Source organism: Brevundimonas sp. P2_A6 (assembly GCF_056404975.1).
In genome coordinates this window covers 126,205-152,145 of sequence record NZ_JBFUCZ010000002.1, presented here as the reverse complement: position 1 = coordinate 152,145, position 25,941 = coordinate 126,205, and the positions used below count along the sequence as shown (strand labels likewise).

At 68.9% G+C, this 25,941-nt stretch carries 20 protein-coding genes and 1 tRNA gene; 7 read left to right on the top strand and 14 right to left on the bottom strand.

Annotated features, from left to right (window positions below):
- Positions 1–51: 51 nt before the first annotated feature.
- On the bottom strand, positions 52–2,895 hold the full coding sequence (locus AC1DW4_RS06150; protein WP_477016368.1) for a M16 family metallopeptidase: 2,844 nt from the start codon (positions 2,893–2,895) through the stop codon (positions 52–54).
- A gap of 201 nt (positions 2,896–3,096) precedes the next feature.
- On the opposite strand from AC1DW4_RS06150, the gene ligD reads away from it, so the two are divergent.
- Positions 3,097–5,685 carry a DNA ligase D gene (gene ligD / locus AC1DW4_RS06145; protein WP_477016914.1) on the top strand — a complete coding sequence of 863 codons (2,589 nt, stop codon included), beginning with the start codon at positions 3,097–3,099 and terminating at the stop codon, positions 5,683–5,685.
- Here the strand turns inward: ligD and AC1DW4_RS06140 are convergent.
- Positions 5,682–7,844, bottom strand: a complete 2,163-nt coding sequence (locus tag AC1DW4_RS06140) for a primosomal protein N' (protein WP_477016913.1) — start codon at positions 7,842–7,844, stop codon at positions 5,682–5,684. The two genes, ligD and AC1DW4_RS06140, sit on opposite strands and share 4 nt — an antisense overlap.
- Positions 7,845–7,874: 30 nt before the next feature.
- Here AC1DW4_RS06140 and fsa point away from each other — a divergent pair, with 30 nt between their 5' ends.
- From fsa to AC1DW4_RS06125, 3 genes are read left to right on the top strand one after another with little or no spacing between them, the layout of a single operon-like run.
- Positions 7,875–8,528 carry a fructose-6-phosphate aldolase gene (gene fsa, locus AC1DW4_RS06135; RefSeq protein WP_477016367.1) on the top strand — a complete coding sequence of 218 codons (654 nt, stop codon included), beginning with the start codon at positions 7,875–7,877 and terminating at the stop codon, positions 8,526–8,528.
- Positions 8,529–8,560: 32 nt separating this feature from the next.
- Positions 8,561–9,274: a DUF484 family protein gene (locus tag AC1DW4_RS06130; RefSeq protein ID WP_477016366.1), complete on the top strand. Its 714-nt coding sequence runs from the start codon at positions 8,561–8,563 to the stop codon at positions 9,272–9,274.
- Positions 9,256–10,200: a tyrosine recombinase XerC gene (locus AC1DW4_RS06125; RefSeq protein ID WP_477016365.1), complete on the top strand. Its 945-nt coding sequence runs from the start codon at positions 9,256–9,258 to the stop codon at positions 10,198–10,200. The genes AC1DW4_RS06130 and AC1DW4_RS06125 overlap by 19 nt, the downstream gene beginning before the upstream one ends.
- On the opposite strand, the gene AC1DW4_RS06120 is transcribed toward AC1DW4_RS06125, so the two are convergent.
- Positions 10,197–10,538, bottom strand: a complete 342-nt coding sequence (locus AC1DW4_RS06120) for a hypothetical protein (protein WP_477016364.1) — start codon at positions 10,536–10,538, stop codon at positions 10,197–10,199. The two genes, AC1DW4_RS06125 and AC1DW4_RS06120, sit on opposite strands and share 4 nt — an antisense overlap.
- A gap of 207 nt (positions 10,539–10,745) precedes the next feature.
- Here AC1DW4_RS06120 and AC1DW4_RS06115 point away from each other — a divergent pair, with 207 nt between their 5' ends.
- Positions 10,746–11,672: an aspartyl protease family protein gene (locus AC1DW4_RS06115; RefSeq protein ID WP_477016363.1), complete on the top strand. Its 927-nt coding sequence runs from the start codon at positions 10,746–10,748 to the stop codon at positions 11,670–11,672.
- A gap of 7 nt (positions 11,673–11,679) precedes the next feature.
- Here AC1DW4_RS06115 and lpdA read toward each other — a convergent pair whose 3' ends face one another.
- From lpdA to AC1DW4_RS06085, 6 genes are all read right to left on the bottom strand, one after another.
- The gene (gene lpdA / locus AC1DW4_RS06110) at positions 11,680–13,104 is read right to left on the bottom strand and encodes a dihydrolipoyl dehydrogenase (RefSeq protein ID WP_477016362.1); all 1,425 of its coding nucleotides are present in this window, start codon (positions 13,102–13,104) and stop codon (positions 11,680–11,682) included.
- 139 nt (positions 13,105–13,243) lie between these two features.
- The gene (locus tag AC1DW4_RS06105; RefSeq protein WP_477016361.1) at positions 13,244–13,747 is read right to left on the bottom strand and encodes a hypothetical protein; all 504 of its coding nucleotides are present in this window, start codon (positions 13,745–13,747) and stop codon (positions 13,244–13,246) included.
- A gap of 43 nt (positions 13,748–13,790) precedes the next feature.
- On the bottom strand, positions 13,791–14,288 hold the full coding sequence (locus AC1DW4_RS06100) for a hypothetical protein (protein ID WP_477016360.1): 498 nt from the start codon (positions 14,286–14,288) through the stop codon (positions 13,791–13,793).
- A gap of 65 nt (positions 14,289–14,353) precedes the next feature.
- The gene (locus AC1DW4_RS06095; RefSeq protein WP_477016359.1) at positions 14,354–16,177 is read right to left on the bottom strand and encodes a PAS domain-containing sensor histidine kinase; all 1,824 of its coding nucleotides are present in this window, start codon (positions 16,175–16,177) and stop codon (positions 14,354–14,356) included.
- A 185-nt stretch (positions 16,178–16,362) separates the two neighbouring features.
- A complete protein-coding gene (locus tag AC1DW4_RS06090; protein WP_477016358.1) occupies positions 16,363–17,550 on the bottom strand; it encodes an alkaline phosphatase in 1,188 nt (395 codons plus the stop codon).
- An 89-nt stretch (positions 17,551–17,639) separates the two neighbouring features.
- Positions 17,640–20,375, bottom strand: coding sequence for a TonB-dependent receptor (locus AC1DW4_RS06085; protein WP_477016357.1), 2,736 nt, complete (start codon positions 20,373–20,375; stop codon positions 17,640–17,642).
- A gap of 232 nt (positions 20,376–20,607) precedes the next feature.
- On the opposite strand from AC1DW4_RS06085, the gene AC1DW4_RS06080 reads away from it, so the two are divergent.
- Entirely contained in the window at positions 20,608–21,708 is a 1,101-nt protein-coding gene (locus AC1DW4_RS06080) for a phytase (RefSeq protein ID WP_477016356.1), read from the top strand.
- Positions 21,709–21,803: 95 nt separating this feature from the next.
- Here AC1DW4_RS06080 and AC1DW4_RS06075 read toward each other — a convergent pair.
- Positions 21,804–21,878 (bottom strand) — tRNA-Gly (locus AC1DW4_RS06075).
- A gap of 121 nt (positions 21,879–21,999) precedes the next feature.
- A complete protein-coding gene (locus tag AC1DW4_RS06070; protein WP_477016355.1) occupies positions 22,000–22,782 on the bottom strand; it encodes an SDR family NAD(P)-dependent oxidoreductase in 783 nt (260 codons plus the stop codon).
- Positions 22,783–22,837: 55 nt separating this feature from the next.
- Between AC1DW4_RS06070 and AC1DW4_RS06065 the strand changes: the two genes are divergently transcribed.
- Complete coding sequence (locus AC1DW4_RS06065) at positions 22,838–23,236, top strand: YkvA family protein (protein WP_477016354.1); 399 nt, start codon at positions 22,838–22,840, stop codon at positions 23,234–23,236.
- A gap of 144 nt (positions 23,237–23,380) precedes the next feature.
- Here the strand turns inward: AC1DW4_RS06065 and AC1DW4_RS06060 are convergent, their stop codons facing one another.
- The 3 genes from AC1DW4_RS06060 to AC1DW4_RS06050 are packed head-to-tail and all read right to left on the bottom strand — an operon-like array spanning position 23,381 to position 25,862.
- Positions 23,381–24,142, bottom strand: coding sequence for a 2OG-Fe(II) oxygenase (locus AC1DW4_RS06060; RefSeq protein ID WP_477016353.1), 762 nt, complete (start codon positions 24,140–24,142; stop codon positions 23,381–23,383).
- A complete protein-coding gene (locus AC1DW4_RS06055; RefSeq protein ID WP_477016352.1) occupies positions 24,139–24,864 on the bottom strand; it encodes a 2OG-Fe(II) oxygenase in 726 nt (241 codons plus the stop codon). The genes AC1DW4_RS06060 and AC1DW4_RS06055 overlap by 4 nt, the downstream gene beginning before the upstream one ends.
- Positions 24,861–25,862, bottom strand: coding sequence for an NADPH:quinone oxidoreductase family protein (locus tag AC1DW4_RS06050; protein ID WP_477016351.1), 1,002 nt, complete (start codon positions 25,860–25,862; stop codon positions 24,861–24,863). The genes AC1DW4_RS06055 and AC1DW4_RS06050 overlap by 4 nt, the downstream gene beginning before the upstream one ends.
- Positions 25,863–25,941 lie beyond the last annotated feature (79 nt).

Here is a 25,941-nt window from a genome sequence, read left to right as displayed (position 1 = left end):
ACCCAAGCTCAAGCAGCGAGGCTCCGCGAGCCGAGCGTTAGCGCCCTTGCTCTACTGTATTTCGCGAACCTCGACCGGCAGGCCGAGGTTCTCCAGCTGCGGACGCACCGTGGCCGCATCGCCGACGACGACCCAGACGAACTTGGACGGATCGATCGCGGCGCGGGCCGCGGCATCCAGCTGTTCGGTCGTCAGGGCGCGGGTGCGGCTGGCGATCGTCTCCTGGTAGTCGTCGGGGCGACCGTACAGGGCGTTGGAGCGCAGCGCGTTCAGCAACTGGGCCGAGGTCTCGTAGCTGCCGGCCAGGCCCCGCGTATTGCCGTTGATCGTGCGGGTCAGCTCGGCCGGGGTCACCCCCTGCGGCCCCAGGAAGGCCTGATAGTCAGCCATCAGCGCCGCGATCGACTCGCCCGTCCGGTTGGCCTGTACCGGCGCGTTGACGATGTAGGGGATCTGGTGTTCCAGCGCGTTGATGTTGCCCCGCACGCCGTAGGACCAGCCCTTGGTCTCGCGCAGGTCGGCGTTGATCCGTGACAGGAAGTCCGTGCCCAGAACCGCGTTGGCGGTGTTGATCGTCAGCAGGTCGTCGGTGCCCGTCAGCGGCAGGACCTGCCCACCATAGATCAGCGACTGCGGCGATTGCGGCCGGTCGATCAGGACGATCCGGCCGGTCGTGGCGGGCACGGCGGCGGCGAACGACTTGGTGCCGGCGGCCACCGAAGGCGGGGCCCAGTCGCCGAAGGCGGTGTTCAGTTGGGCCGTGACCTCGGCCAGCGGCAGGTCGGAGACGACGAAGATCGTCGCCTTGTCGGGCCGGATCCAGGCGTCGTGCTGGGCCAGCAGTTCCGCGCGGTCCAGCCCGCTGATCGCGGCCTCGGTGCCGCTGCCCGTGAAGGACCGGCCATAGGGGCTGGCCTCGCCATATAGCAGCGGCGGCAGGGCGCGCGCGGCGATGGCGCCGGGATTGGTCTTCTCGCTGGCCAGGGCGGCGATCCGCTGGGCGCGCAGTCGGGCCACCTCGCCGTCGGCGAAGGTCGGGCGACGCACGACGTCGGACAGCAGCGACAGCGACGGGGCCAGGTTGGTCGAGACGGCCGTCAGGCTGGCCGCCGATCGGTCCATGGAGGCTCCAAGGTTGATCGAGGCCCCCAGGCGTTCCTGTTCCTCGGCGAGTTGCGCGGCGGTGCGGCCGCCTGCGCCCTCGTCCATCAGGTCCAGCATCAGGCTTTGTGCGCCCAGGGCGTCGGGCTTGTCGGCCGCGAAGCCCGCGTCGAACTCCACGGCCACGCGGGTGACCGGCACGGTGGTCGAGCGGGCGTAGACGACCTGGATGCCGTTCGACAGCCGTGACCGCTCTACGGCGGGTAAGTTCAGGTCGGACACCGGACCGACGGCGGGGACCGGATCGCGCGCCACGCGCTGGATCGGCTCGGCGGGCACGGGCGGCGCATTGGTGGCCGCCGCCTCGGCATAGGCTTCGCGCTCGCCGGGTTCGACGGTGATGTTCAGGGCGGGGCGCGACAGCCAGCGACCCATGGCGTCACGCACCTGTTCCGGCGTGACCGAGGCAAAGGCGGCCAGCTCCTTCTTGTAGTGATCGGGGTCACCCGAATACAGTTGGCCCTCGGCCAGGACCGAGGCCTTGCCGTTGACCTGTTCCAGGCCCTGGATGCGGCGCGAGACATAGCTGGTGGCGACGCGCGCCACCTCTTCCTCGGTCGGGCCATTGGCGATCAGGTCGGCCAGGATGGAATCGAGGCGCGTGTTCACGGCCGCGACGTCGCCGCCGGGCTTCACGTCCACGCTGATCTCGAAGATGCCGATGCGGTGATAGGCGGCGTCCGACGCGCTGACCGAGACGGCCGTCTGGTCCTTGCGGATCAGTTCGTTGTCCAGACGCGACGAGGCCAGGCCGCCCAGGATGGCGGCGCCGACGCTCAGGGGGACCGTATCGTCGTCGTTCAGGCCCGGCACGACCCAGCTGCGGGTGATCTGGGTGTTGGCGACCCGGTCGTGCAGGGTCAGGTCGATCGGTGCGGCCAGGGTCGGCACCGGAGCCTCGGCCGGGTCATTGACCGGGCCGCGCGGGATGGCCCCGAAATATTTGTCGACCAGGGTGCGGGCCGTCGCCTCGTCGATGTCGCCCGACAGGACCAGCACGGCATTGTTGGGGCCATAGTTCTGGCGGAACCAGTTGCGTACGACCTCCAGGCTGGCGGCATCCAGATCGGCCATCGAGCCGATCGCCGAGTGGCGATAGGGGTGGCCTTCGGGGAACAGGTTTTCCAGCTGGGCATATTCGACCAGGCCATAGGGCTGGTTGTCGCGCTGGCGCTTCTCGTTCTGGACGACGCCGCGCTGCAGATCCAGGACCTCCTGCCCGACCTGGCCGAGCAGATAGCCCATCCGGTCGCTTTCCATGAACAGGGTCGTTTCCAGCGCCGGCGTCGGCACGGTCTCGAAATAGTTGGTGCGGTCGAACCAGGTGGTGCCGTTCAGGCCCGTCGCGCCCACGGCGCTCATGGTCTGGATATAGCTTCCGGGGCTGTTCTCCGATCCGCCGAACATCAGGTGCTCGAACAGGTGAGCGAAGCCGGTCGATCCCTGCGGTTCGTCCTTGGAGCCGACGTTGTACCAGATCGACACCGCCACGACCGGTGCCTTGCGATCGGTGTGGACCAGCACCGTCAGGCCGTTGTCCAGGGTGAAGCGCGACCACGGAATATCGACCCTCGCCACCAGATCCGCGACCGGCGCGGCCTGCAGCGGTTCGGCCTGGACGGGTTGTGCGGCCGTCGCCGTCGCGGGTGCCGTGTCCGATACAGCGGCGAACACCGGTGCGGCCGGGGCGATCACGGCCATGATGGCGGCGAGCGAGACGAGGCGAAGACGCATGGAAACAGTCCTTTTTTGACGGGCGGCCCAGACCTTAACGACCGAATACCGCTGTGCAATCGGCACCGCACGAACATGGACAAAGAGTCACAAATGTTTGGGCGGCTAACGCTCGGCTCGCGCAGCCTCGCTGCTTGAGCCGCAGGTGATCGAATCCTTGTGCCGAGCGTTGCCGTGTCTGCGACAGGGACGGGACCGACGATGAAGGGCGAGCTGAAGACCTATCAGGCCAAGCGCCGGTTCGCCGAGACACCCGAGCCCAAGGGCAGGAAGGCGGTCGGCAAGGCGTCAGCTCCACTCCGCTATCTGATCCAGCGGCATGCGGCGACGCGGCTGCACTACGACTTCCGCATCGAGTTCGACGGGGTGCTGAAGTCCTGGGCCGTGACCAAGGCCCCGTCTCGCGACACGACCGTGAAACGACTGGCGGTCGAGGTCGAGGATCATCCCCTCGACTATGGCGACTTCGAAGGCACCATTCCGTCCGGCAACTATGGCGGGGGCACAGTCCAGCTGTGGGACACCGGCACCTGGACGCCTCAGCATCCCGATACGCTGGAAGACGACTGGGCCAAGGGCTCGATCAAGATGTGTCTGGACGGGGAGCGGCTGAAGGGCGGGTGGGCGCTGGTTCGGTTGAAGTCCGATCGCGGCAAGCCTTCAAAACGGAACAACTGGCTGCTGCTGAAGGAAAAGGACTCCCACGCCGTGCCGGGCGAGGGCGACGCCCTGGCCGAGATCGACGCCTCCGTCACCACGGGCCGCAGCCTGGCCGAGATCGCCGACGGCAAAAAGCAGTGGACGACGTCGAAGCCCACCACGCGCAAGGCTCCGGCCAAACCGAAACCCAAGGCGTCCGAGACGACGCTGTCCAAACCGCCGGCCTTTACCCCGATCCAGTTGTGCAAGGTCGCCGACCATCCACCGTCCGGTTCGGGCTGGGCCCACGAGATCAAGTTCGATGGCTACCGCGTCCAGATCGCCACCGGGGGCGGCAGGGCCCGGCTTTATACGCGGCGCGGCCACGACTGGTCCGACAAGTTCCCCGAAGTCGTGGCCGACGCCGCCCGCTGGCCTGCCGGCGTCGTCGACGGGGAGCTTTGCGCGCTGGATGCGGACCACATGCCGGACTTCTCGGCGCTCCAGGCGGCGATCTCTGACGGCAAGACCGGCGGCCTCGTCCTGTTCGCCTTCGACCTGCTGTCCGAAGGCACCGAGGACCTGCGCGACCTGCCGCTGTCGCATCGCAAGGCCAGGCTGAGCGCCCACATCGACCGAATGCCCAAGGCGGCGCGCGGCCGCATCCGCTATGTCGACCACTTCGCCTCGACCGGTCAGGCGGTGCTGGAAAGCGCCTGTCGCATGGACCTGGAAGGCGTCATCTCCAAGAAGCTCGATGCCCCCTACACCGCCGGTCGATCCACGACCTGGCTGAAGTCCAAATGCCGGGGCGGGGACGAGGTCGTCATCGGCGGCTGGTCGTCGCAAGACGGCACCCGGTTCCGGTCCCTGCTGGTGGGGGTGCGGGAGGGCGAGGGCCTGCGCTATCTCGGCCGCGTCGGCACGGGCTATTCCCAGCCGCTGCTGAAGACCCTGCTGCCCGCGCTGAAGACGGCGGCGTCGCAAGACAGCCCCTTCGCGGGCAAGGGCGCGCCGCGCGGGGGCCGCGATATCCACTGGCTGAGGCCCGTCCTGGTCGCCGAGGTCACCCACGGTGGCTATACCGAATCCGGATCCCTGCGGCAGGCGGCGTTCAAGGGCCTGCGCGAGGACAAGCCGGCCTCGGATGTGACCGAGCGCCCCCAGACCCCCAGCCCCACCGGCAAGGCCGCGCCCGCCGCCAATCTGCACGTGCCCGGAGAACCGGCGCCGCCGGCCTCGGCGAAGGGCAAGGTCGTCGTGGCGGGGGTGACGATCTCCCATCCCGAGAAGGTCCTGTGGCCGGCACAGGACGGACATCCCGCCATCACCAAGGCCGAGCTGGCCCGCTATTACGAGGCGGTGGCGATGCGCATCCTGCCTCACGTCGCGGATCGGCCGACCTCCATCATCCGCGCGCCCGAGGGCGTGGGCGGCGAGACCTTTTTTCAGCGTCACGCCATGCCGGGCTCCAACCCGCGCCTGAAGCTGATCGACGTGCACGAGAGGAAACCCTATGTCGCCGTCGTCGATGTCGGCGGCCTTGTCGCCATCGGCCAGTCGGGCGGGCTGGAACTGCACCCCTGGGGCTGCGCGCCGGGCGAACCGGAAATCCCCGACCAGATCACCTTCGACCTGGATCCCGACGAAGGGCTGGATTTCGACGACGTGATCGCGGCGGCCAAGGTGCTGAGGAAACGACTGGAGGCGCTGGGCCTGCACCCCTTCGTCAAGACCACCGGGGGCAAGGGACTGCACGTCGTCGTGCCGATCAAGACCGATGCGCGCAGCCGGGTCACCTGGGATCAGAACAAGGCCTTTGCCAAGGCGGTCTCCGAGGCGGTGCGCGCCGGCGCGCCCGACCGGTTCACCACCACCCTGGCCAAGAAGGCGCGGGGCGGGAAGATCTTCCTCGACTATCTGCGCAACGGCCGGATGGCGACGGCCGTGGCGCCCTGGTCGCCCCGCGCCCGCCCCGGCGCGGGCATCGCCTTCCCGCTCGGCTGGACCCAGGTGAAGACCGGCCTGGACCCCAGGGCCTTCACCCTGCGCACCTATCCGGCCCTGCTGAAGAAGCCGTATCCGTGGAAGGATTTTCGCACGTCCGCCGTCAGCCTGCGCCCGGCCCTGAAAGCAATGGGGGTCGGCTAGAGGAAGCTGTAGGGGTCCACATCCACCGTGACCCGCACCGATCCCGGCACCTTGACCCGTGCCAGCCAGGCTCGCAGGAAGCCCTGCAGGTCCACGTCCCGGTCGGCCCGGACCAGCAGGCGTTTGCGCCGCCGCCCCCGGATCAGCCCCAGCGGCGCATCGGCCGGGCCATAGACCTCCAGCCGTTCGGCATTGGGAATGGCGGCGGCCAGGTCGGCGGCGACCTTTTCGACCGCCATGGCGTCGACCCCCGACAGGATCAGCGCCGCGAGCCGACCATGGGGGGGCAGGGTCGCCGCCTCCCGCTCGGCCATCTCGGCCTCGACGAAGGCTTCGCGGTCGCCCGCCGCCAGCGCCATCAGCACCGGATGCTCGGGCGTCCAGGTCTGCAGGATCGCCCGCCCCGGCCTGTCCGCCCGCCCGGCACGCCCCGTCGCCTGGGTCAGAAGCTGATAGGTTCGTTCCGCTGCGCGCAGATCGCCGCCTCTCAGGCCCAGATCGGCATCCACGACCCCGACCAGGGTCAGCAGCGGAAAGTTGTGCCCCTTTGCCGCCGCCTGGGTGGCCACCAGGATGTCGATCTCGCCGTCCGTCATCCGCTGGATCAGCGCGCGCGCCGCCCGGGCGTCCGGCACGGTATCGGAGCTGAACACGGCCGTCCGCGCCTGCGGGAACAGCTGGCGCACCTCCTCCTCGACCCGCTCGACGCCCGGCCCGACCGAGACCAGGGTGTCCTCCGCCCCGCAGGACGGACAAAACCGGGGCCGCGCCATGGTGAAGCCGGTCAGGTGGCAGACCAGCCGCCCGGTATAGCGGTGCTCCACCAGCCAGCTGTCCGTATCGGGCGAGGTCATCCGGTGCCCGCACGCCCGGCACAGCACCACCGGCGCATAGCCTCGCCGGTTCAGGAACAGCAGCGTCTGCTCGCCCGCCATCAGAGTCTCGGCGATCGCCTCTCGCAACGGTTGGGACAGCCAGGTCTGGGGGTCGGGCGGGCACTGGCGCAGGTCGAGCAGGCTGATGTCGGGCAGGACCGCTGCGCCGTGCCGACTGGACAGCTTCAGCCACCCGTAGCGACCGCCTTGCGCGTTCCACATCGTCTCCAGCGACGGCGTCGCGGAAGCCAGGACCACCACCGCCCCCTCGATCCGCGCCCGCGCCACCGCCAGGTCGCGGCCGTGGTAGACCAGACCGTCTTCCTGCTTGAACGACCCGTCGTGCTCCTCGTCGACGACGACCAGCTTCAGCCTCGGGAAGGGCAGGAACAGCGCCGATCGCGCCCCCACGACGATGCTGCAGCGGCCCGCGACGACCGCCTCCCACACCCGGCGGCGTTTTGGCGGGGCGACGCCCGAATGCCACTCCGCGGGGGCCGCGCCGAACCGGGCGGTGATGCGCGCGATCAGGTCCTGGGTCAGGGCGATCTCGGGCAGCAGGATCAGGATCTGCGCCGCAGGGTCCGCCGCCAGCGTTCGCGCCACGGCCTCCAGATAGGCCTCGGTCTTGCCGGAGCCGGTGACCCCGTCCAGCAGGAAGGGCCTGAACCCGCCCGCCGCCGTCGCCGCCGAAATAGCATCGGCCGCCGCCGCCTGGTCGGCGTTCAACGTCGCCGGGGCATGGGCCGGATCGGGCGGATCGAAGGCGGCGTCGGCCAGGATCTCGATGACCTCCAGCACCCCCTCATCCAGCAGGCCCTTGACCACGGCTGAGGACACCCCGGCCGCCCGCGCCAGATCGGGTCCTGGCATTGCCCCCTGAGCCAACGCCTCCAGCACGGCCGTGCGTCCCGCCGTGGGTCGCAGCGGAACCCGTTCTCCTACACGCCGCAGCCGCCGCTCGGGTCGGGGCCGGGGCGCCCGCAGGCCCTTCAGCGCCGTCGCCGCCATCTCGCCCGGCGGGCTGAGCGTCCAGCGCGCGGCCCATTCGACGAACCGGACAGTTCCCTCTGGCAGGGGCGGATCGTCCAGACGAGTGTCCACTGCCTTCAGCCGTCGGTTCGATCTCGTCGTCTCGCGCACCTCGGCGACGATGCCCCGCATCAGGCGCGGCCCCAGCGGCACCGCCACCTGATCGCCCCGCGCGAGCGCCACCCCATCGGGCACTTCGTAATCGAAGGCCTCGTGCACCGGCAGGGGTATGAGGACGGAGGCGACTTTCACAGGCACGCCCGGTCCGCTAGAACCCGCCGCATGAAACTGTTCCTCGACACCGCCGACGTCGCCGTCATCAAGGAGATGCTGCCCACCGGCATGGTGGACGGCGTCACCACCAATCCTTCTCTGATCGCCAAATCCGGTCGGAACATCGCCGAGGTCATCGCCGAGATCTGCGCCCTCGTCGAGGGGCCGATCAGTGCCGAGGCCGTCGCGACCGATTTCGAGACCATGGTCAAGGAGGGCGACAAGCTAGCCGCCATCGCGCCCAACGTCGTGGTCAAGCTGCCGCTGACGTGGGACGGACTGCGCGCCGCGCGCAACTTCGCGGACAAGGGCATCAAGACCAACGTGACGCTGTGCTTCTCCGCCGCCCAGGCCCTGCTGGCCGCCAAGGCCGGCGCGACCTTCGTCTCGCCCTTCGTCGGGCGCCTGGACGACCACGGGTCGAACGGAATCGAACTGCTGGAGGACATCCGCGTCCTTTACGACGTTCACGGCTTCGAGACGGAAATTCTCGCCGCATCCCTGCGTCATCCGGGTCACGTCTCGGCCGCCGCCATCGCGGGAGCCGATGCCGCGACGCTTCCGGCCGACACTTTCAAGGCCCTGGTCAAGCACCCGTTAACCGACAAGGGGCTTGATGCCTTCCTGGCCGACTGGGGCAAGACGGGCCAGTCGATTCTGTAAACGCGTCCGGCGCTCCGGACAGGAGCGCCGATTTGACGTCCAAGGACCAGACCGCCGATCTGTTCGCCGAACCCGAGCCCCTTCACTGGCCCGAGGTCCGCGCCTGGCTACAGGCCAACCCCCAGACGATCGCCGATGACCGTTCCCTGCTGGAAGAAATCGGGCTGAAGCCCCATGGGCGCAACGTCGTCGAGTTCGGCCGCGCCGCCCTGACCCGGCTGGAAGAGGCCGCCGAGCGCGAGGCCGATGCCCGAAAGCGCATCGAATCCATCGCCCGCGCCAACTTCGCCGCCCAGACCCAGACTCATGTCGCGGCGCTCGATCTTCTGGAATCCCGCAACCACTCTGATCTCGCCCGCCGCCTGGACACCGCGGCCCAGGGGCGTTTCGGCCTGGCCGGGGCCGCCATCGCGGTCGAGAAGCCCGGCGGCGCGCCCTTCGGCTGGAAACTGCTGGAGGTCGGCGGCGTCGACGGCCTGCTGGGCGATCACGGCCTGACGTGGCTCGGACCGATGTTCGAGGGGCTGGATATGTTCGGGCCCGCGACCGCCGACATCCGCTCCGTCGCCCTGATCCGCATGGCCCCGCACCTAGGGGGCGAGCGCAACGATCAGGCCCGACACGCGATCTGCGCCTTCGGCTCGCCCGAGGACGAGGGCTTCACCCCCGGCATGGGCTGCGAACTGGTCGCCTTCATCGCCCGGGTCGTCGAACGCATGGCCGAGCGATGGCCCATTCTCAACTAGGCGGGCCTGAACTGACCGCCTCCGAGGCGCTGGCGGCCTGGCTGGAGCATCTGGCGCACGAGCGCCGGCTGTCGCCCCGCACGCTGGAAGCCTATGGCCATGTCGGCGGTCAGTATCTAAGCTTCCTCGAACGCCATCGCGGCGAGCCCCAGCGCCTGTCCGACCTCGGCACCGTCACGGCCGCCGAGCTCCGCGCCCATCTGGCCCAGCGCCGGTCTGGGGATCATCCCCTGAACGCCCGCTCGCTCGGCCAGACCCTGTCGGCCATCCGGACCTTTCACGTCTTCCTCGACCGCCGCTGCGATACGCCCGCGCCGCAACTGGCTCTGGTGCGCGGCCCGCGGGTCAAGGCGACCCTGCCCCGGCCGGTCAGCGCCGATCAGGCGAAGGGCCTGCTGGCCGAACCGGGTCTGGATCCCGATGCGGAACCGTGGGAGGCCCTGCGCGACACCGCCGTCCTTTCGCTGCTCTACGGATGCGGACTGCGCATTTCGGAGGCGCTCGGCCTGATCCGCGCCGACGTCCCGTTGCGCGAGAGCCTGCGGATCACCGGCAAGGGCGGCAAGACCCGGCTGGTCCCGATCCTGCCCGCCGTCCGCGCCGCGGTGGACGCCGCCGTCGCTGTTCAGCCCTTTCCGCTGGAGCCTTCCGATGCCCTGTTCCGCGCCCGTCGCGGCGGCCCGCTCAGCGCCCGTCACGTCCAGGCAACGGTTCAAAGACTGCGCGGCCGGCTGGGCCTGCCGGCGTCCGCGACCCCCCATGCGCTCCGCCACAGCTTCGCCACCCATCTGCTGGGGGCGGGGGCCGACCTGCGCTCGATCCAGGAGTTGCTGGGCCACGCCAGCCTGTCGACGACCCAGAAATACACGGCCGTCGATGCGGCCCACCTGCTGGGGGCCTACGCCGCCGCGCACCCCAGAGCCTAGGGGCGGATGGTGATCGGCTGCGAGGGTTGCGCGCGGCCCATCTCGCGACCGACGGCGTTCGATCCCGGCACGCGATAGTTCACGACGATCGGTGCCGGACACCCGTTCACACGGCGCTCGAGCAGACGATGAAGGCCGACGGGTTCTGCGCCTTCCCGCCACATCAGACCGCCGCCGGGGGCGAGGGGTTCGACCGTTCTCAGAACTTCGGAGCGGCACAGCGGCGTCTGCCCGATGATCCTCATCCGGGCTCCGTCCGGTCGAGGGGCCGGGACGACGGTCTGGTCAGGAGGCATGACGGCCGTCGATTGCGGTCCGGCGGCGAGAAGAAGCAGCATCGCTAGCATGAGATCCTCCACTTTCACCCAGCATACGCGCGATGCGGGTTTTCCGCCAACGGTCCGGGACCTGGGTCGTGGTGACTGGCCAGCGTCGCCGCCTGCACCTAGGGTCGTCGAAAAGGGTCTGTCTTTACGACGAGGGGAAGGACCATCGGACCTGCATCGACACGATTACTGGACCGGCGCGGATTCCTGGCGGGATCGGTGGGTGCGCTGGGGCTGGGCGACGCGTTTCAGTCCGCGCCGGGCACCGTGCTCCCGGTGGACGCGGCGACGGCCCTGTCGGTCAATCTGCTGACCCGCATGTCGGTCGCGGTGCGGATCGAGGCCCGCCAGTCGGCCATGTTCGTCATCGACACAGGGGCGGAGCGCACCGTCCTTTCGACCGAACTGGCGCGGGCCATGGCTCTGCCGCCCGGTCCCCGCACCCTGGTCCACGGCGTCACGTCCGACGCCGTGGTGGACACGGTCGTGATCGAGACCTTGGAGTTCGGGCATCAGCGGTTCGAGCAAATCCTGGCCCCCGTATTTCCGCGCGCCGACCTGGGGTCGGAGGGGTTGGTGGGGCTGGACACCCTGGGTCGGTTCGAACTGCTGATCGACTTCATCGACAACAGTGTGCGGCTGCGGCCCAACGACGGCGAGTTCATCAGCTTCAACCGGGGCGAGGCCGCCGCCGGGCGGCTGGGCCGCACGCCCGCCCGCGCCATGAAGGGCCGGTTCGGTCAGCTTCTGCTTCCGACGGAGGTGGAGGGCGTCGCCGTGGATGCCTTCGTCGACAGCGGCGCGCAATACTCGATCGGCAACCGCGCCCTGCAGTCCCGCATCGGCCGCGACGGCGCGCGCGGGCCGACCGTGCCGACGCCGATCATCCTGGGTGTCAACGGCACGCCTCTCCAGGGCGAGGCCCAGACCGCGTCAAGCCTGCGCATCGCCCGCCGGTCGCTGGGACCCACGCCGCTGCTGTTCTCGGACCTGCACGTCTTTTCGGCCCTGGGTCTGCAGGACCGCCCGGCCCTGTTGCTGGGTGCCGACATCCTGACCCGGTTCGAGACCGTGGCGCTCGACTACGCCCAGGCCAGGATCACGGTCGGCCCGGTCCGCCGCCGGCGACCTCAGCGCGGGATCTGACCGCGCCTCAGGCCTGCATGGTCCAGCCCTCGACGCCCATGGCCGCCTGTTTGACGGCTTCGGAGCGGGTCGGGTGGGCGTGGCTGGTCCGCGCCAGATCTTCGGACGCGCCGCCGAACGCCATGGCCACGCAGGCCTCGCCGATCATCTCGCCGGCCTGTGGTCCCATGATGTGGACGCCCAGGATGCGGTCGGTCGTCGCGTCGGCCAGGACCTTGGCATAGCCGTCGGTCTCATGGTTGATCTTGGCGCGGCTGTTGGCGGTGAAGGGGAATTTGCCGGACTTGTAGGCCACACCCTCGGCCTTCAGCTGGTCCTCGGTCTTCCCGACCCAGGCCACCTCGGGGAAGGTGTAGACCACGCTGGGAACCAGGTTGTAGTCGACGTGCCCGGCCTTGCCCGCGATCAGCTCGATGGCGGCGACGGCGTCCTCCTCGGCCTTGTGGGCCAGCATCGGGCCGGTCGTGACGTCGCCGATCACCCAGACGCCATCCGCCACCTTGAAGTGATCGCCGATGACGAAGCCGCGCTTGTCGGTCTCGACGCCCACGGTCTCCAGCCCCAGCCCGGCCGTGTAGGGGCGACGCCCGATGGCGACCAGGACGACGTCGCCGGTCAGGGCCTCGGCCGCGCCGCCCGCCGCCGGTTCGACGGTCAGTTCGACGCCCGCGTCGGTCACCTTGGACCCGGTGACCTTCGATCCCAGTTTGAACGTCATGCCCTGTTTGGTCAGCGCGCGCTGGAAGGCGGTGGCCAGATCGGAGTCCATGCCCGGCGTGATGCGCGGCAGGTATTCCACCACGGTCACCTCGGCCCCCAGGCGACGCCAGACCGAACCCAGCTCCAGCCCGATGATGCCGGCCCCGACCACGATCAGCTTTTTCGGCACGGCGGGCAGGCTCAGCGCGCCGGTGGAATCGACCACCTTGTCGGGGACGAAGTCGACGCCGGGCAGCGGCGTGGGCTCCGAGCCGGTGGCGATGACGATGTTCTTGGTGTTCAGGGTCGTCTTGGAGCCATCGGCGGCCTCGACCTCCACGGTGCCCGCACCGGTGATCTTGCCCTTGCCCTTGATCCAGTCGGCCTTGTTCTTCTTGAACAGGAACTCGATGCCCTTGGTCAGGGCGGTCACGCTTTCGGACTTCTGCTTCATCATGACCGGCAGGTTGAGCTTGGGCGTGCCGACCTCGATGCCGATCTTGGCGAACTCTCCGTTAGCGGCCTCGAAAAGCTCGGACGCGTGCAGCAGGGCCTTGGACGGCATGCAGCCGACGTTCAGGCAGGTGCCGCCCAGGGTCTCGCGCATCTCCACGCAGGCGACCTTCAGGCCCAGTTGACCCGCACGGATCGCGGCGTTGTAGCCGCCGGGGCCGCCGCCGATGATGACGACGTCGTAGGAAACGGAAGCGGATGCGGGGGTGGCGTCGGCCATGAGAACCTCTGGGTCGTGCGGGGTCGGGGAGACGCCCGCTGTCCTAGCGACTGACCGCACCGGGTCAACCGCCGGAGAGGATATGGGCGCTTCGACCGGCGTCGAACAGACCGCACCGGCGTTTGGCTGGCCGGCGGCGTCAGGCCGCCAGCTGACCCTGCCCCCGGCGTCGTACCCTCCTGCGCGACAAGGCCACCACCAGGACGCCGATGACCAGCAGCACCCCCAGGATCAGCCAGGTCGGATCGACGGGCAGGCCGACGGGTGCGACGGCCTCGGCCGAGCGCTGGGCCATCTCCCCCCCGGCCGCAGAGCTGTCCGCAGCGATGGAGGCGTTCTGGGACCCTCCGGACCGGTCGATCGCCAGCCTCAGCACCGCATCGGCGATGAAGCCCAGGAAATAGGCCACGGCGGCTCGGGGGTTTCCCGAGCCCAGCAGAAGGGCCGCGACGACATAGAGGAACACGGCCCCGATCCAGAGGGCTGCCTGCGGAATGCCTCCACCCGCCTCGATCATCGCGCTTGACCGCTGCGTGGCCACATCGACCGGCGCGCCCTCGAAAAAGGGCGACAGGAAGGGCCAGGCCAGCCAACCCGCATAACCGATCACGGCGAGGACCAGGACGAAGCGAAGGATCTTCATGAGGACCGGCTCTGGAAAAAGGGGACTGAGGGTCGCGGCCGTATCAGGCGTAGACGGGCGGCTGGGTCCAGATGCGGGTCAGGGCCGCGCCCGTCTGGCCGCGCCAGACTCCGGTCACGAGAATACACAACCCGACCGCCAGCAAGGCTGCAAGGGCCAGGGGCGTGGTCTCCACCAGCACGCCGAACGGTCGCAGAGCCGATTCCACCCGAGCGGCGATGTCCAGGGTCGGCGCCACGGTCGGCGTCCCTCCGGCGATCACCAGGCGCACCGCGATCTCGCCGACGAAGCCGAGGAAGAAGAGGCCGGGAGCCCCGTTCAGGCCCAGCGTCGTCGCGACGCCGCTTGTGCCGTACAGGGCGACGATCGCCAGGAACATGCCCGCCAGGGTCGCCGCCGGCACCGATGCGACCGGAGCCAGATCGGACCAGACCTGAAGCAGGGGAACCCCCGCCGCGAGGGCCGTGCCCGGAGGCAGCGCCAGCCACGCCGCATAGGCCAGGACGAGTGCCGCCAGACAAATTCTCAGTGCCCAAACCATAAAGCGCCCCCGCCGCGGATCAGGGTTAACGCTCTAGCACGAACACCGGTGTCCGGGCGACTCGGTCAGGCTGCGGATTCCTCGATCCGTTGCGCCGCGACCACGCCGGGCAGGGTCAGGACGGCTTCGGCCCCCTCGCCCTCGGCACCGGTCAGGCTCAGGGTTCCGCCCCATTGACGGGCGAAGGCGTGGGCCTGGGCCAGTCCCAGCCCCTGCGCTCCCAGTCGGGTCGTGAAGAACGGTTCCAGCGCCCGCTGGGCCGTCGCGGCGTCGAGGCCGGGGCCCGTGTCGCGCACCGTCAACCGCACCGCGCCGTCGGCGGGGCGTTCCAGACGCACGGCGATGGCTCCGGCGCCGTCCATGGCCTCGGCGCCGTTTCGCACCAGGGCGGTCATCGCCGCGTCGAACGCGACCGGATCCAGACGCACCGGCGTCTCGACGTCGGGCGCTTCGATCATCAGGTCCACGCCGGGTCCGGCCACGGCCTTCAGCCGCGTCTCCAGCCCGCGCAGCAGGATCCCCGCATCGAGCACCTGTCCCTGGGCGTCCTCTCCCTGGGAGAAGGCCGACAGCCGACGCGTCAGGGCCTCGCCCCGCTGTCCGGCGATCAGGGCGGCCTGGCCCAGTCGGCGCACACGGGCCGGGTCGTCGGCCGTCTTCAGCATCATGTCGAGCGCGCTGGTCATCACGGCCAGCAGCGCGTTGAAGTCCTGGGCCACGCCGCCCGTCAGACGTCCGACGCTTTCCAGTCGATGCGCCGCCTCGTTGCGGTCGGCGACCTCCGCCCGCGCTCGCGCCTCGGCCGATGCGGCCGCATCGCGGGCCGCCTGAAGCTCGGTCCGGACCTGGCCCAGAGAGCGGGCCAGCTCGGCCTCTCGCGCCCCGGCCGTGGCGTCCGGAGCCTGGATAGGCGCTGCCTCGTCGGTGCTTTCCTGCGCCTCGAGCACGGCCACCTCGCCCTCGGATGCCGACACCGGATTGCCGGCGAGCAGGAGGGCATCGACAGGCTCATCCGGTGCGGAAAGGGGAAGGATGCGCCAGTGGACGCCACGTTCGCCGCCGAAGCGCGATTCGATCGGATCGGCCTCGCCCGGTGTCGCGGACAGGGCGGCGCGCAGGGTCTGGCGACCCTCGACCCGCTCGGTCTCGCCCAGGAACTGGTCGGCGAAGTCCATCCCGATCACGCTGGCGTCACGGCCGAACAGCGCCAGGGCCGTGGGGTTGGCCTCGCGGATCACGCCATGCGCCGACACGACGATCAGGGCGCTGGAGGCCGCTTCGAACACGCGCCGCGTCAGATCGTCGGTGCTGCCGGCGGCGGACACCGTCTCGACCGGCACGGCCTCTGGCGTCGTCAGGCCCTCGGTCTCCACGATGGCTGCGGTGGAGCCGATGATCTGGCCCAGCGCATCCTCGATCGGCATGGCGGTGACCGAGACCAGCATCTTCCGGCGCGTCGCCGGGTTGGCCAGGATGTGCTGGAACCCCTTGACCGTCTGGCCCCGCAGGGCGCGCGCGCTGGGCAACAGGTCCGGCGGCACCGGCCGGCCGTCGGGATAGGTGATGCCCCAGGTCGCCGAATGGAACCGCAGGCCGATCAGCTCGGCATCGCGACGGCCCATCAGCTGATGGGCGGCGCGGTTGGCGAAGACGAACTTGCCGCCGCGATCGGTCTGGACGATGGCCACGGGAATGGCGTTCAGCGTCTCGTAAAGCCGCGTCTCTGCCGCCTCGCGCGCCTTGGACACGGCTCCGAGCTCGTCTGCGGTCGAGACGTGCCGCGTCCGGTGGGTGAAGGCATAGACCAGGGACGCCACGGCCACGATCGAGGTCACGGCCGCCAGCAGGCCCAGCACAAGAACCCAGTCGACCTCGCCTTCCAGAAACATCCCGCGTCATCCCATTCTGGCACCGAAAAAGCGCCTGTGACGCGAACCTCGCAAGGGCCGGGCCGGGTTCAGCGGTTAGGACGGACCCGCAGTCCGGTCCAGTCGCATCTGCGCGATGACGCCGATGTCACGGATCGCGGCGGCGGCGTCCGACCCGGGCCGGGTCCTTGATCCGACGGGGGTGTTCAGTCCGCCATCCAGCCCCAGGCGTCCATCATCACATGGAACAGGTGGGTATTGGGGAAATAGCCACGAACGCGCTCGGCCCCCGCACCGATCGCCAGGGCGGGCACCTCTTCGGCCGTGTGGGTGGCGTTGACCATCACGTTCTTCAGACGGACGACGTCCTCTTCGTCGCCGGCCGTGGCCTTCCAGTCGTCGTAACCCTCAAGCAGAGGCTGGCCACGGGTGCCGTCATCGACCTGCAGTCCAAAAGAATGGTCTGCGGTGAACAGCAACAGCGTGTCCTTCAAATCGACGCGGCTCTGCACCTCGGCGATCAACCGGTCGAAATCCACGACATTCTGGAGGCCTTCGCGGGGATCGTCGGTGTGGGCATCCCATTCGACGACCAGCAGATAGCCGGTCGGGGATCGCTGCAGGATATCCAGCGCCCGCAGCGTCGCCGCCCGGACGTCGAGGGCGTCGGCCACCACTATGGGCCTGGAATCGGTCAGCGGCACGTCGGCCAGGGAGGCATGGATCGGCCGATCGTGCGCCTGGCTCAGGGCATCGAAACCGGTGCCCAAGGCGGTCAACTGCTCGCCTATCTTGGCCCGACCGGCACCCAGCAGCACATCCACCCCGTCGCCAGACCGGGGCGCAAAGGCCTGCGGAAAAATCGTGCCCCAGCTCGACCGGTCATTGCCGTGGGCATAGTTGGCGGCCGGCGTGGCATCCGCGATCGACTGGCTGGTTATGACCCCTGTCAGCAGGCCGTGGTCCTCGGCATATTCCAGGACGGTCTTGGTCGGGGTGCCGTCGACGCGGCCGCGCACAGCGTCAGGTCCCTGGCTGATGACGCCATTGCGGGTCTTCACGCCCGTGACGATCGCCGACATGCCGTTGGCCGAGTCGGACACGAATTCGTCGACCGGAGAGGTCTCGCTCAGCCCCAGGTTCGGCCAGGTCTGAACATGCAGACGCTGGGGTTCGCCATAGGCCATCAGACTGGCGGCAGACAGGGTAGCCACGCCCGCCGCGTCGGCCAGGAACAGGATGACATTCCTGGCGCGACCCTCGCCCACGTCGGCGCGCTGGCTTTGAACCGCAGGGGCCGGGGCCGCCGAGGAGACCTGTGCCGACACCGGCATGGTGCCGAAGCACAGCGATATGGCGGTCGCGAGACCGGCGACCTTGGCGAGCGTCTTCATGGTGCGGCCACCTCTATGCCCAGACCGAAGAGCCGCGAGCCGCCTGTGCGTCCCGGTGGCTCTCCGGATGGGTTGACGTCGTCTGTGGATCAGAAGTTGAAGCGAATGCCCGCGTCGAACCGGCGGCCGAACCGTTCCCACTCGATCGTGTACTGGCTTTCGCGTGAATAGCGGCGGCCCGGTGTGTTGGTCAGGTTCGAGGCGTCGAAATAGACCTCGAGGTTGTCGCTGACCGCATAGCGGACCGAGGCGTCCATTTCGTCGTCAGTGGCCCAATAGGTGGAACCGCCGTCGACGTCGGGGCCGTAGGCGTCCAGCCACTCGCTACGCTCGCGATAGTTCACGCGCGCCGACAGGCCGTATTTCTCATAGTAGACGCCGACGTTGTAGATGAGGTCCGAGGTGTTGGGCAGGGACACCTTGGTGCCGCCGGGCGTGTCGGCCTCCGACTCATTGATCGTGACGTTGGTGTTGATGCCGAAGCCGCCCATCCAGTCGGGCAGGCCCAGCTGCTCGGTATAGGGTTCCAGCTGGAACTGCAGGGCACCCTCGATGCCGTAGATATAGCCCTCGCCGCCGTTGACCAGGGTCGTCAGGCGATACTGGCTGCGGTCCACCCCGCCCGAGTTCAGGACGGTGGAGTTGAACACGCGGCTGTCCGAGAACAGGACGTCGTCGACCTTCTTGTAGAAGACGCCGACCGACACGAAGCCCTGCGGCTGGACATACCATTCCCAGTAGGCGTCGACACCGTAAGCCCGTTCGGGCTTGGCATCGGGGTTGCCGCCCGAGATCGTCTGGTTGGTGTCCGAGAAGGTGAAATTGGGACGTAGCTGGTCGTAGTCGGGGCGCGCCGCGCCGGTCGAGAACGACAGCCGCAGCTTCTGGTCGTCGGTCAGGTCGTAGTTGATGTGCAGGCTGGGATAGACCAGCGTCTGCTCGTTCTCGGTGGTGATGCGGGTGTCGACGCCGCCCAGCGGGACGATCGCCTGACCCGTGTTGGTGATGTGCTCGACGCGGGCGCCGGCCAGGATCGAACCCCAGTCATAGCCCAGACGGATCGAGGCGTAGCCGGCCGCGACCTCTTCCTCGACGTTGTAGAAGTTGGCCGTGACGGGGTTGTAGGTCCCGCCGGCGGCGACCGCGCGGGCGACCTGGTCGCGCATGGCCTGCAGATCGAAATAGCGGAACTGATAGGCGAGCGGAATCTTGCCCTTGAACGGGATGTCCAGCGACACCGGGATGTAGGTGCGCGAAACGTTGGCGGCCGTCAGGATGGCGTTCTGGGCCGTGTTCGAGGTCGCCAGCGACAGCTGGCTCTCGTTGGATTCCTTGGTGCGCTGGTCGTACTGCCCGCCGAAGGTGAAGGTGGCCTCGGTCCCCATCAGGCTGAAGTCGCGATGGGCGTCAAACCGACCCGTATAGGCCTCGGTCTCGTCGATGGCCTTCAGCGACGTCAGCTGGGTCAGGTCGTGCACGAAGTCATCGATGTTGGTGACCCGGTCGCCCTTGGAATAGCGGGTCGCCGCCCCGGTGCCGGTCGTGATCGTGCGGAACAGCTGGATGTCGTGCAGGTTCACGTCGTTGAAGTTGTAGTCGATCGTGACGCGCTGGTTGCGGGCCGAGGGGCTTTCATAGCGGGCCTCGCCGACCACCGAGCGGTCGTCGATCGAGCGGGTGAAGTTGGCGCGCCAGTCGATGCCCCAGCCCGCGACCTCGTGCTCGCCGCCCAGGGTGGTGGTGAAGATCGACTGCTCATAGGCCCGCAGCGTGGCGCGCTGGTTCAGGTCGATGCCATAGACGGTGCCGCGCAGCGAGGTGTTGCCGATGCAGGTGTCGGCATAGCCGGTGGTCGGCACCGAGAAGGTCGTCACGGGGGCGCAGCCGGCCGGACGGTTCAGGTCGGCCTGACGATCGTCGGTGTCGAACAGGAAGTTGTCGCGCGCCTCGTCGTCCTGGAAGGTCGTGTAGATCGATTCCAGGAAGATGCGGTTGGTGTCGTTGGGGGCCCAGTCGATGCGGCCGGTGCGCGAATAGTTGGTCCGCGTCAGGCGATACAGCTTGTTCTCCGTCTCGCGCGCCCACAGCCGGTCACCGCCGGCGCCCGCGCCGCCGGGCTGGACATCCTGCGGCACCAGCTCCCAGTCGATCTCGTAGTTGTCGGTGACCATGTTGCGCTCGTAGTAGGAGCCCGAGGCCAGGATACCGATCTCGCCGATCCCGGTGTCGAACCGGTCCGAGGCGATCAGCTGGGCGTCGTATTCGCTACGGTTGCCGAGCTCGACGCTGCCGATACCCGCCTTGCCGGCGACGTGCAGGCCGGAATAGTCGAAGGCCGAGCGTGTGATGATGTTGACGTTGCCTGCGATGGTCTCGCCGTTCAGGTCGGGCGTCACCGCCTTGTTGATCACGATCTGCGACGCGATGGCGGACGGCAGGCTGTCATAGCGGGTGTCGCGGCCCTCTGGGCTGACGATGCCGATGCCGTTGATCGACAGGGTGGTCCAGTTCTTGGGCGCGCCCCGCAGCGAGATGTAGCGCGGCTGGCCCTGGTCGCTCTCGACGGCGGCACCGGGAATGCGCGCCACGGCCTGTGCGATGTTCTGGTCGGGCAGGCGACCGACGGCGTCGGACGCCACCACGCTGACCAGGCTGTCGGAGTTGCGCTGCACGCTCAGGGCGGCGGCTTCCGATTCCGCGATCGGGCGGCGACCGACGACGACGACCTCGTCGACCCGATCGGCCTGTGCGTCCTGCGCGGCGGCGACGCCCGAGAACAGGAATGGCGAGATGGCTGCTCCGAGGAGCAGGATGGACTTGCGCATGATGATATCCCCCATGGCGCCCGCGTTTGCGATCCGCCGATGGAGGCGCCCGTACACGGCGCTGGCAAAGCTGCATTGACGGTTTTGCGACGCGAAGAACGCAGGTTTGCGTGGGTTTTTCGAAGGTCGATCCTGACCCGGATCATTCCGGATATCGCCGTGCGGCGACCGGCTTGACGGCGGCGTGCGGGGCGTGGTCTCGACACGCGCCGCAACGCCCCGGAGCCCGCCCATGTCTCGTACCCTGATCCGTCTCGTCTTGCTGGTGACGCCGCTCCTCCTCGCGGGATGCGCGACGCACGAGGTCGACTACAGGGGCGAGGGCGCAGGCGTCGTCGGCGCGGGCGCGACAGTCCATGCGGTGGCGGAAACGCCCTCGGTCGGCGAAGTCGGAGAGGACGCAGCGGACGATCCGGTCGTCTGGGCGGGCACGCATCCGGTGAGGGTCGGGGGCGTCTCGACCCCGGGCATCGTCGTCGGCACGGACAAGAAGGCGGGCCTCTATGTCTATGGTCTGGACGGCGCGATCCTGCAGGTCCTGCCCGAGGGCCTGCTGAACAACGTCGACGCCGTTGAAGGGTTGATCGTCGACGGCCGCCCGCAGCTGCTGCTGGGCGCCAGCGACCGGACGCCCGGCAAGACCGGGGTGTCCCTGTATCTGTTCGATCCGGCCGGCACGGGCGACAATGGCATTCGACCGTGGGGCGCGATCGCCACCGATGTGGTCGAGCCCTACGGCTTCTGCTTCGCGCGCGTAGGCGGGGACGTGCACGCCATCCTGGTCGGCCACGAGGGCGACGTGCGCCAGTTCGTCGTCACGGTCGATGTGACGGGCCAGGTCCAGGCCCGGGAGGTCCGCCGCTTCGAGATCGGCTCGATCTCCGAAGGCTGCGCCGCCGACCCCGCCGGGAACGCCCTCTATCTCGCCGAGGAGAATATCGGCGTCTGGCGCTATGGCCTCGATCCGGCGTCCGGCGACGCGCGCGCCCTGGTCCAGCCGATCGCCCCCGGCGTCCTGGTCGCGGACGCCGAGGGGCTGACCACGATCACAGACGGCGACGCCCGCTACCTGATCGGGTCCAGCCAGGGGGATTCGACCTTTCCGGTCTGGCGTATCGATGGCGCGACCCCCGCCTACGTCGGCCGGTTCGTGGTCCGGGACGGCGTGATCGACGGGGTCACCGGCACGGACGGGGTGGCCGCATGGAGCGGACCGATCGGCCCCTTCACCAACGGGCTGGTCGTGGTCCAGGACGACGTCAACGACGTCGGCAACCAGAACTTCAAATACATCGACTGGCGCGACATCAAGACGGCGCTGGCGATCGACTGAGCCCTCCGCCCGCCGCGCCACTCCACGGGGAACTCACGAACCCGGGGCGCAGAAACAAAAAAACCCGGTCTCGCGACCGGGCCTCTTTGTTCGACTGGAGCGGGCGAAGAGATTCGAACTCTCGACCCCAACCTTGGCAAGGTTGTGCTCTACCACTGAGCTACGCCCGCACTTCAGTCGGAGGCGGGCGTATAGCGGACCCGCGCGGCTGATCGCAAGTCCCAACCCGCACAATTCCTCGCGCTCAAGCAGCGAGGCTCCGCGAGCCGAGCGGTAGCGCCCTTCCTCGCGTCAGCGAGGCGCCATCCGGATGGCGCCGTCCAGCCGGATGCATTCGCCGTTGATGTAGACGTTGCGGGCCAGTTCCAGCACGAGGGACGCATAGTCCGAGGGCTTGCCCAGGCGGCTGGGGAAGGGGATCTGGGCGGCCAGGGCGTCCTGGATCTTCTGGTCCATGCCGGCCATCATCGGCGTCCACATGATGCCGGGCAGGATGGTGTTCACCCGGATGCCTTCCTGGGCCAGGTCGCGCGCGATCGGCAGGGTCATGGCGTAGACCCCGCCCTTGGAGGCCGAATAGGCCGCCTGGCCCACCTGTCCGTCCTGGGCGGCGACCGATGCGGTGTTGACGATCAGGCCGCGCTCGCCGTCCTCGCCCTTGTCGAGGGTCACCATGCCAAGCGCGGACTGGCTCAGCACGCGGAAGGTGCCGAACAGATTGACCCGCACGGTGCGCTCGAAGCTGGCCATGTCGTGGGCGCGGATCTCGCCGGTGTCCTTCTTGCGGCTGACGGTCTTCTGGCCCGTGGCGATCCCGGCGCAGTTGACCAGCAGCCGCTCCTGGCCGTTCGCGGCGCGGGCCTTTTCGAAGCCCGCTGCGACGGACGCATCGTCGGTCACGTCCACGGCGCAGAAGATGCCGCCGATCTCGGTCGCGATCGCCTCGCCCTTTTCGGCGTTCATGTCGAACAGGGCGACCTTGACGCCCGCGGCCGCGAGCGCCCGCGCCGTGCCTTCGCCCAGGCCACTGGCCCCACCGGTCACCACCGCGGCGATGCTGCTGTCGAGTTTCATGGCGTTCGTCCCTATATTCCGTTGAACCTTGGAAAGTCGGGGGGATTTAGCCGCCATGACCGCAAACGCCAAACCCATCTCGCCGGAAGACGCGATCGATCCGGACAAGGCCCTGCTGCCGGCCGTGCAGCGGGTCAACGAGGTGCGGGTCAAGGCCGGCTTCTGGCCCAAGGTCGGCCGCGTCGCCGCGCGCATCCCCTTCGCCAACCAGATGATCAGCGTCTATTACGCCGCCCGCGATCCGGAGACGCCGCTGGCCGCCAAGGGCGTGATGATGGGAGCGCTGGCCTATTTCGTCCTGCCCATGGACGCCATCCCCGACATCCTGGCCGGCATCGGCTTCACCGACGACGCCGCCGTCATCACCGCCGTGATCGCGACGATGGGGGCCAATATCAGGAAGCGCCACCGCGAGGCCGCCGAGCGGGCGCTGGAGCGGCTGCGGGATCAATAATCCTCCCCAGGAGCGAAGCGAACGGGGGAGGGGGACCGCCGCGCGCTTGCGCGGGGGTGGAGGGGGCGACCCCAGACACGGTGCTCGCTGCCGCCCCCTCCACCGCTTCGCGGTCCCCCTCCCCCGCAAAGGGGCGGGGGAGGATCAATAGGATCGGCTGCTGCCCCGCGCTTGCGGGCCAATCGCGGTGTTCGACCTCAGCCATCCGACGATCGACAGCCGGTCCCTGGGTGCGAACGACGCCACCTGGGTCACCGCATGGCGGGTCGGCACGACGAACAGGTTCAGCGCATTGAAGGCCGGCACCCAGCCGTGCTGGATGTGGCCGTCCTCGCCATAGAAGACCAGGTTCCCGCCCCAGTCGGCCCGCCAGTCGCGGCTGAAGTTCAGCACATAGCCATACAGTCGGTTCTTGCCCGGCGAGACGTCGTTGTGGCTGGTCAGGACATGGCCCGGCCGATAGCGCGAGGCCTGGGCGTCGGCCAGATCGATCCGGTCGTCACCCGTCACCGTGCGGGCGAAGGCGATGAAGGCCGGACTGTTCAGCCAGTCCAGCACCGCATCGGCGGCGTCGCCCCCGGCCGTGCCCAGTTCGCGCTCGGCGGTCAGGCGGCGGGTGTCGAAGATGTACTGGGTCAGGGGGCTGGACCCGTCCACCGCCGCCTCGTCCAGCCACGACTGCTTGCCCGGGTCTTCGGCCAGCCGTCCGTCCAGCGGCAGCTCCAGAAAGGTCCCCCCCGCCGCCACCGTGGTCTTCCACCGCCGCTCGGCCGCCAGCACGACCTCGACCGCGTCGGCGTCTTCGGCGACCAGGATGTCGGGGATGTGCAGTCGCTGCCCGCCCGCCGCAAAGGCCTTGGCCAGTTCGGCCGCATCCAGGTCCGACGACAGGCGCAGCGGCGTCACCCCTGGCCTCCCGACGGCGGGGTCGTGCGCCACCAGCCGGTGATCGAATAGCGGGGCATCCCGGCGAACGGCGCGACCATCGACACCGCATGGCTCTGCGGCACCCTGAACACGTTCAGCGTCCCCGCGCCCGGCATGAAGGTTTCGACCACCTCGCCCTCCTCCAGGAACATCAGCAGCCCGCCCCATTCCGCCCGCCAGTCCGGCGACAGGTTCAGCACATAGGCATACAGCCGTCCCGCATCGACATGCTCGTCGGTATGGCGGTTCAGGAAATGACCCGGCAGGTACCGCGTCGCCTGGGCATCGACATAGGCGATGCGGTCGTCGCCGGTCAGGGCTCGCGCGAACGCCAGGAACGCCTCCGAATTGAACCAGGCGTGCAGGTCGTACAGCGCCTGCGGTAACGCCAGCCCCAGGGCGCGCGCCTGACCCAGTTTCATCCGGTCGAACAGGAACTGGAACCCGTCGGTCGCCTCCTCGTGGGCCAGGGCGACCAGCCGCGCCTGTTCGTGCAGAGGCTCGGCCTCGAACAGGGCGACGGGCACCTCGGCGTTGTAGGGGTTGTGCATGGCCCGCATCCAGACCATCGCCGGATCGGTCACCGCCGCGTAGAGCGCCCCCACGCCGTCCTGCAGCAGGCCTGGCACGCGCACGCGCGACGTCGCCGCCAGCCGCTCCGCCGCCGCCGCCGGGTCCAGCGAGGCCGACAGCGCGGTCACGACTCGACGGTCACCACGACCTTGCCCATGACGGTGCGGTCCGACAGGGCCTGGATCGCTTCATGCGCTCGTTCCAGCGGAAAGGTCTGACTGACGCGCGGCTTGATCTTGCCCTCGGCGTACCAGGTCATCAGCTGGGCCATGTTGGCCTTGTGCCCTTCCGGATCGCGCGCCATGCCCGCCCCCCAGAAGACACCGACCACCGACACCGACTTCAGCAGGGTCAGGTTCAGCGGGAAGGACGGGATGCCCGCCGGGAAGCCGACCACCAGATAGCGCCCGTTCCAGTCCATGGCCCGCAGCGCCGGTTCGGCATAGTCGCCGCCCACCCCGTCATAGACGACGTCCGGCCCATCCTTGCCGCAGGCCAGCTTGAACTCGCCCGACAGATCCTTCTGCGCCGCCTTGTCCATGGCCCCGGACGGATAGATCAGGCCGTTGTCGGCGCCGAGTTCCAGCGCGAACTGGACCTTGTCGTTGGTCGAGGCGGCGGCCGTCACCTGGGCCCCCATGGCCTTGCCCAGCTCGACGGCGGCCGCCCCCACGCCCCCAGCCGCGCCCAGCACCAGAAGGCGTTCGCCCGCCTTCAGCCCGGCCCGGTCCTTCAGGGCGTAGAGGGAGGTGCCATAGGTCATGACCAGGGCGGCCGCCTCCTCGAACGACATCCCGTCGGGCATGGGGATCAGGGCCTCCGCCCGGACCGCGATCCGTTCGACCAGACCGCCCCAGCCGGGAATGGCCATGACCCGGTCGCCCTTGAACACGCCTTTGACGCCCTCGCCCACCGCCTCGACCACGCCCGCGACCTCGCCGCCGGGCGAGAAGGGGCGCTGCGGCCTGAACTGGTATTTGTCCTCGATGATCAATGTGTCGGGAAAGTTGATGCCGACGGCCTTGACCTCGATCACCACCTCGCCCGCCTTGGGCGTGGGGTCGAGAACCTCTTCGACGACGAGCGACGAGGGGCCACCGACGGTCTTGGACAGGACTGCGCGCATGATTCTTTGTCTCGCTTCGCTCGGGCGACCTATCGCGCAGTCGCGCTGCTTGAGGTCGCCTTGTCAGGTTGGTTCGACG

Excerpts from the sequence above, each read along its gene's own strand:
- AC1DW4_RS06120 (WP_477016364.1), bottom strand. The coding sequence starts at position 10,538 with ATGCTGCTTCTTCTCGCCGCCGGACCGCAATCGACGGCCGTCATGCCT.
- AC1DW4_RS06070 (WP_477016355.1), bottom strand. The coding sequence starts at position 22,782 with ATGAAACTCGACAGCAGCATCGCCGCGGTGGTGACCGGTGGGGCCAGT.
- ligD (WP_477016914.1), top strand. The coding sequence starts at position 3,097 with ATGAAGGGCGAGCTGAAGACCTATCAGGCCAAGCGCCGGTTCGCCGAG.
- lpdA (WP_477016362.1), bottom strand. The coding sequence starts at position 13,104 with ATGGCCGACGCCACCCCCGCATCCGCTTCCGTTTCCTACGACGTCGTC.
- AC1DW4_RS06125 (WP_477016365.1), top strand. The coding sequence starts at position 9,256 with ATGGCCCATTCTCAACTAGGCGGGCCTGAACTGACCGCCTCCGAGGCG.
- fsa (WP_477016367.1), top strand. The coding sequence starts at position 7,875 with ATGAAACTGTTCCTCGACACCGCCGACGTCGCCGTCATCAAGGAGATG.
- AC1DW4_RS06065 (WP_477016354.1), top strand. The coding sequence starts at position 22,838 with ATGACCGCAAACGCCAAACCCATCTCGCCGGAAGACGCGATCGATCCG.
- AC1DW4_RS06090 (WP_477016358.1), bottom strand. The coding sequence starts at position 17,550 with ATGAAGACGCTCGCCAAGGTCGCCGGTCTCGCGACCGCCATATCGCTG.
- AC1DW4_RS06085 (WP_477016357.1), bottom strand. The coding sequence starts at position 20,375 with ATGCGCAAGTCCATCCTGCTCCTCGGAGCAGCCATCTCGCCATTCCTG.
- AC1DW4_RS06050 (WP_477016351.1), bottom strand. The coding sequence starts at position 25,862 with ATGCGCGCAGTCCTGTCCAAGACCGTCGGTGGCCCCTCGTCGCTCGTC.
- AC1DW4_RS06105 (WP_477016361.1), bottom strand. The coding sequence starts at position 13,747 with ATGAAGATCCTTCGCTTCGTCCTGGTCCTCGCCGTGATCGGTTATGCG.
- AC1DW4_RS06100 (WP_477016360.1), bottom strand. The coding sequence starts at position 14,288 with ATGGTTTGGGCACTGAGAATTTGTCTGGCGGCACTCGTCCTGGCCTAT.
- AC1DW4_RS06095 (WP_477016359.1), bottom strand. The coding sequence starts at position 16,177 with ATGTTTCTGGAAGGCGAGGTCGACTGGGTTCTTGTGCTGGGCCTGCTG.
- AC1DW4_RS06080 (WP_477016356.1), top strand. The coding sequence starts at position 20,608 with ATGTCTCGTACCCTGATCCGTCTCGTCTTGCTGGTGACGCCGCTCCTC.
- AC1DW4_RS06150 (WP_477016368.1), bottom strand. The coding sequence starts at position 2,895 with ATGCGTCTTCGCCTCGTCTCGCTCGCCGCCATCATGGCCGTGATCGCC.